The following is a 3,781-nucleotide window of genomic DNA, read 5'->3' as shown; positions in this document are numbered from 1 at the left end:
TAGTTGACCATCGCCTGCATCTGCAGCGGAACCAGCGGTTCGGCTTCGACGACCTCGGGCGGCAACGGTCCCGCGGAGTGCCAGTTCCACACCCCGTCGCCGGCGGCATCGAGGAAAACCTGCGCGAACGGATCGCAGATCAACGGGTTCTCACTGCGAGTTTCGGCCGCCCGCGACGACGCCACACCCAGCGCCGTCGCACCCACGCTCTCGGTGATCTCCCAGGTGTCGTTGTCGGTCCTCGCCACTATCAAGCCCTCCCCACCGACCGCTGCGCCGACACGAACAAGGTGTCTGGTGACCCGTCCTCGAGGCCCTCCGGCGGATGGCGGTCAAAGAGAGCCATCATGTCCTCGGTCGTCAGCACCGACACATCCCAGCCGTGCTCGAGCAACCACTCCCCCACGTCGGTGCGAGCTTCGAAGTACCACAGATACTCGATGTCGGGAAAGTCGTGCTCCTCGCCGCCCAACTGGGCGGCCAGCTCGCGGTAACGCTGCATCTGCGCGCGCTGCCGATCCCGGACCTCGGGGTGGTTGAAGTCGGGACCAGGCGCCTCGACGGCGACCTGGCTGCCGACGGCGGTCAGCGTCTGGATGCGCTCGAACAGCAAATCCTGGGCGGCCGACGGCAGAAACGGCAGCAGCCCCTCGACGGTGAACGCGCTCGGCGCGTTGGGGTCAAAACCCGCCTGCCGCAAGGCCGTTGGCCAATCGTCACGCAGATCGACCGGAACGTTGACAACATTGGCGGTCGGCTTCGCCCCGTGCTCCCGCAGCGTCGAGGCTTTGAACTCCAACACCCGCGGCTGGTCGAGCTCGTAGACGGTCACCCCGTCGGGCCACGGCAACCGCCACGACCGCGAATCCAGGCCCGCCGCCAAAATCACCACCTGCCGCACCCCCGCTTCGGTGGCATCGATGAAGAACTCGTCGAAAAACGCTGTCCGCGAAGCCATGTAGTCGCGCATGCCCTGCATCCGCAACGGCACGTCGGGGGCGACCTTGGCGATCTCGTCGGGCAGGTCGGGGTTGCCGAACCAGTTCCACATGCCGTCGCCCGCGGCCTCCAGGAACACCCGCGCGAATGGATCGTCGATCAGCGGATCGTCACTCTCGGTGTCCGCCATGCGGGCCGCCGCGACACCCAGCGCGGTGGCGCCCACGCTCTCGGTGATTTCCCAGCTGTCATTATCGGTTCTCGCCACGTTCACTTCCTCCCAGTCAGCAGCACGCCACCCGCGGAGGGTACCCGCGTCGGCTGTGAGCAAAGCTAAGAATCTAGGCGGTCTGCGCGAGCGGGGCAGCCAGGTGACCGCGATACCTGCTGCGTCCGTCGGGCGTCACCGAGATCCAGGCCCGCCCGGCGTCGTGCCAATCGCAAACATATTGCGCCGCAGTCAGTCCAGCGATGTCTGCAATCGTGGTCGCAGCCGCTGCAGCGGGATCTGGACACCCGCCGCAAGGTCGTCGATCAGCACATCGGCAAAGTCCACCAAACCGGCGACGTCGATCCCGTGGCGTCCCTGGGGGTGAGCGTGAGCAAGACGGGCCGACGCACTGCGCAGCAGACTTGTCGCCCCGTTGACGTTGCCGCGCTGGGCGTGAGTAATGCCAACTGCGAGCTGCGCCAGGCCTTGCCACAGCATCCGTTCATCGTCGGGACCGGACTTCCAGGCCGCCTCCAGGACCTCATGCGCGCTGAACGCCAGACCCCGGTCCAGCAGGTCCTGGGCATAGGTCAGAGTTTCGGCCGGCGCCAGCTCGAGGTCATCGGGGATCCGTGGAACGCCCTCGCTGCCATAGGGCAGCGGCCGGCCCAAAGAATCACGCGGGCGGGCACTTCGGGGCCGGCCCGATTCGTCGCGATCACGCTCGGTCATACGACTTGACCGGAATTAGAGGCTCGACTGTGGACTGTCCACGTCGCCACGGTCGGTGGTCGCGATGAAGTCCTCGATCAGCTCGACCACCTCGTTGGGTGCCTCGACCTGCGGGTAGTGACCGACGCCGGGCAGCACCTCGAGTCTGGTGTCGGTGCGCGCGTTGTGGATCGCGTACGCATGCTCGACCGGAATGATGTTGTCCCGATCGCCCCAGATCGCCATGACCGGTAGGTCGGCGCGCGCGTGCAGCCTGTTGAGCGCGCTGACCGCCTGCCCGCGGTAATCGACCACGGATCGCAGCGTCTTCAGGAATGACTCCCGGGCCTGCCGATCCGCCAGCGACGAGTAGGCGCTCCACGTCTCCGCGCCGCGCGGCGAATGGATGCCGGCACCGCTGAACCATGATCTGAGCTTGTTGCCGACGGTGAGCACCGGCTTCGGCGCGATGATCGGCAACACCAGCTCCGCCCCCGGCGCCGAGAGCAGTCGCAGAATCCATCCGACATCGGGACCGAGGCCGCCGCTGCTGATGAGCACCAACCGCTTGCCGTAGTCGGGGTGCTGATAGACGAACTGCATGGCGACACCGCCGCCCAGCGACTGACCGACCACGGTAGCTTGACCAACGCCGAGTTCGTCGAGGAAATCGCGGAGCAAGACCGCGAACGCGCCCAACGAGTAGTCACTGCGGGGTTTGGCCGACTCGCCGTGACCCAGCAGGTCCGGTGCGATCACCCGGAATTTCTTCGACAGCTGTGGTAGCACGGACCGCCAGGTGGCCGAGCTCCCGGCCATGCCGTGGATCAGCAGCAGCACTTCGCCATCACCGGCGTCGCGGTATGCCACCCGATCGCCGTGCAACTCGAGAAACTTCAACTCGTTCATGGAACCGGTACCCCCTCTGGTCCAGATCCGGCCCGGCCCACCCTATCGTCGCAGAAAACGCCAGGCGCGGCTCCAGCGCCTGATAGCTAAGAATCTAGGCCTGCACTCCGAGCAGGGCAGCCAGGTGACGTCGATACCTGGCACGTCCCTCGGGTGTCAGCGAGGTCCAGTTGCGTCCGGCGTCGTGCCGACCCCAAACAACTTGCGCCGCAACCAGATCAGCGACGTCCGAAAGCAAGGCATCCGGCTGCTGCTGAACACAATGAGCGAGCAGGCCCAGCTCAATCTCGTCGATCGCGGCCAGGCACGCGCACAGCTTCAATCGCGACCGCGACGCAATGCGCTCGTCCAACGCGCCAGGGTAATCCCCGGGGAGCACGAGACGGCCAGCGTCGTTCCCGATCGGGTCGCGGGTGTTGATCGCCATGTAGGTCCCGAGGATGACCGCGGAGGCCAGGAATTGCACGGCGTAAGCCAGCGGGGTTCCCAGCGGCAGCACCCACATCAAGCCATAGGCCGTTCCGACAAACCCAAAGAACACCAGCCACGCGAGTAGCCACTGTCGCCTCGTTCGTCGACGGCGACGCAGCCGCACACCCATCGCCCGCCGCTGCCGCACCAGCACAAAAATCGGCAGATAGATCGTCGCCAGCATCAGCACCACGGCGGTCACGAATCCCGTCCCGGTTAGCCCGCCGCCGGTCAGCGCCGCCATCGCAGCGGCACCGCCCACGACGGCGAGCGGCGCCATCCACCACGGCGCTTTGACGACAGCAGCCAGCACTCGCCAGGCGTCCAACACATCGGACACCGCGCCGGCCGGGTGGTCAGAAACCATCAGTAGTCACGGGCACAATATTCCATTCTGGCGCACCGTGAGATTGTGCTCATCACGAAAGCCGCCGTCTTTCGTACTCATCCACCCGGTCCTAAGCATTGCGGTCTCGACAACCCGTGGGTCGGTTCACGCGCGCGACCCGAGCCAATGACCGTGTTCCTGAACCATCGGCT

General features: G+C 66.0%; 5 protein-coding genes. All 5 read right to left on the bottom strand.

The window, feature by feature from the left end; genetic code table 11:
* A partial coding sequence (locus WBF82_RS23050; RefSeq protein WP_424385249.1) for a class I SAM-dependent methyltransferase occupies window positions 1-248 on the bottom strand: 248 nt, incomplete at its 3' end.
* Window positions 249-250: 2 nt separating this feature from the next.
* A complete protein-coding gene (locus WBF82_RS23045) occupies window positions 251-1,207 on the bottom strand; it encodes a class I SAM-dependent methyltransferase (protein ID WP_424385248.1) in 957 nt (318 codons plus the stop codon).
* 192 nt (window positions 1,208-1,399) lie between these two features.
* Window positions 1,400-1,882: a DUF309 domain-containing protein gene (locus tag WBF82_RS23040; RefSeq protein ID WP_424385247.1), complete on the bottom strand. Its 483-nt coding sequence runs from the start codon at window positions 1,880-1,882 to the stop codon at window positions 1,400-1,402.
* A gap of 15 nt (window positions 1,883-1,897) precedes the next feature.
* The gene (locus WBF82_RS23035; protein ID WP_424385246.1) at window positions 1,898-2,770 is read right to left on the bottom strand and encodes an alpha/beta fold hydrolase; all 873 of its coding nucleotides are present in this window, start codon (window positions 2,768-2,770) and stop codon (window positions 1,898-1,900) included.
* A 94-nt stretch (window positions 2,771-2,864) separates the two neighbouring features.
* Window positions 2,865-3,608: a hypothetical protein gene (locus WBF82_RS23030; protein ID WP_424385245.1), complete on the bottom strand. Its 744-nt coding sequence runs from the start codon at window positions 3,606-3,608 to the stop codon at window positions 2,865-2,867.
* Between the last annotated feature and the right edge of the window lie 173 nt (window positions 3,609-3,781).

This window comes from Mycobacterium sp., assembly GCF_049673265.1.
Classification (GTDB): Bacteria; Actinomycetota; Actinomycetes; order Mycobacteriales; family Mycobacteriaceae; genus Mycobacterium.
The sequence above is the reverse complement of the archived record's forward strand: the minus strand, read 5'-3'. Positions and strand labels throughout refer to the sequence as shown.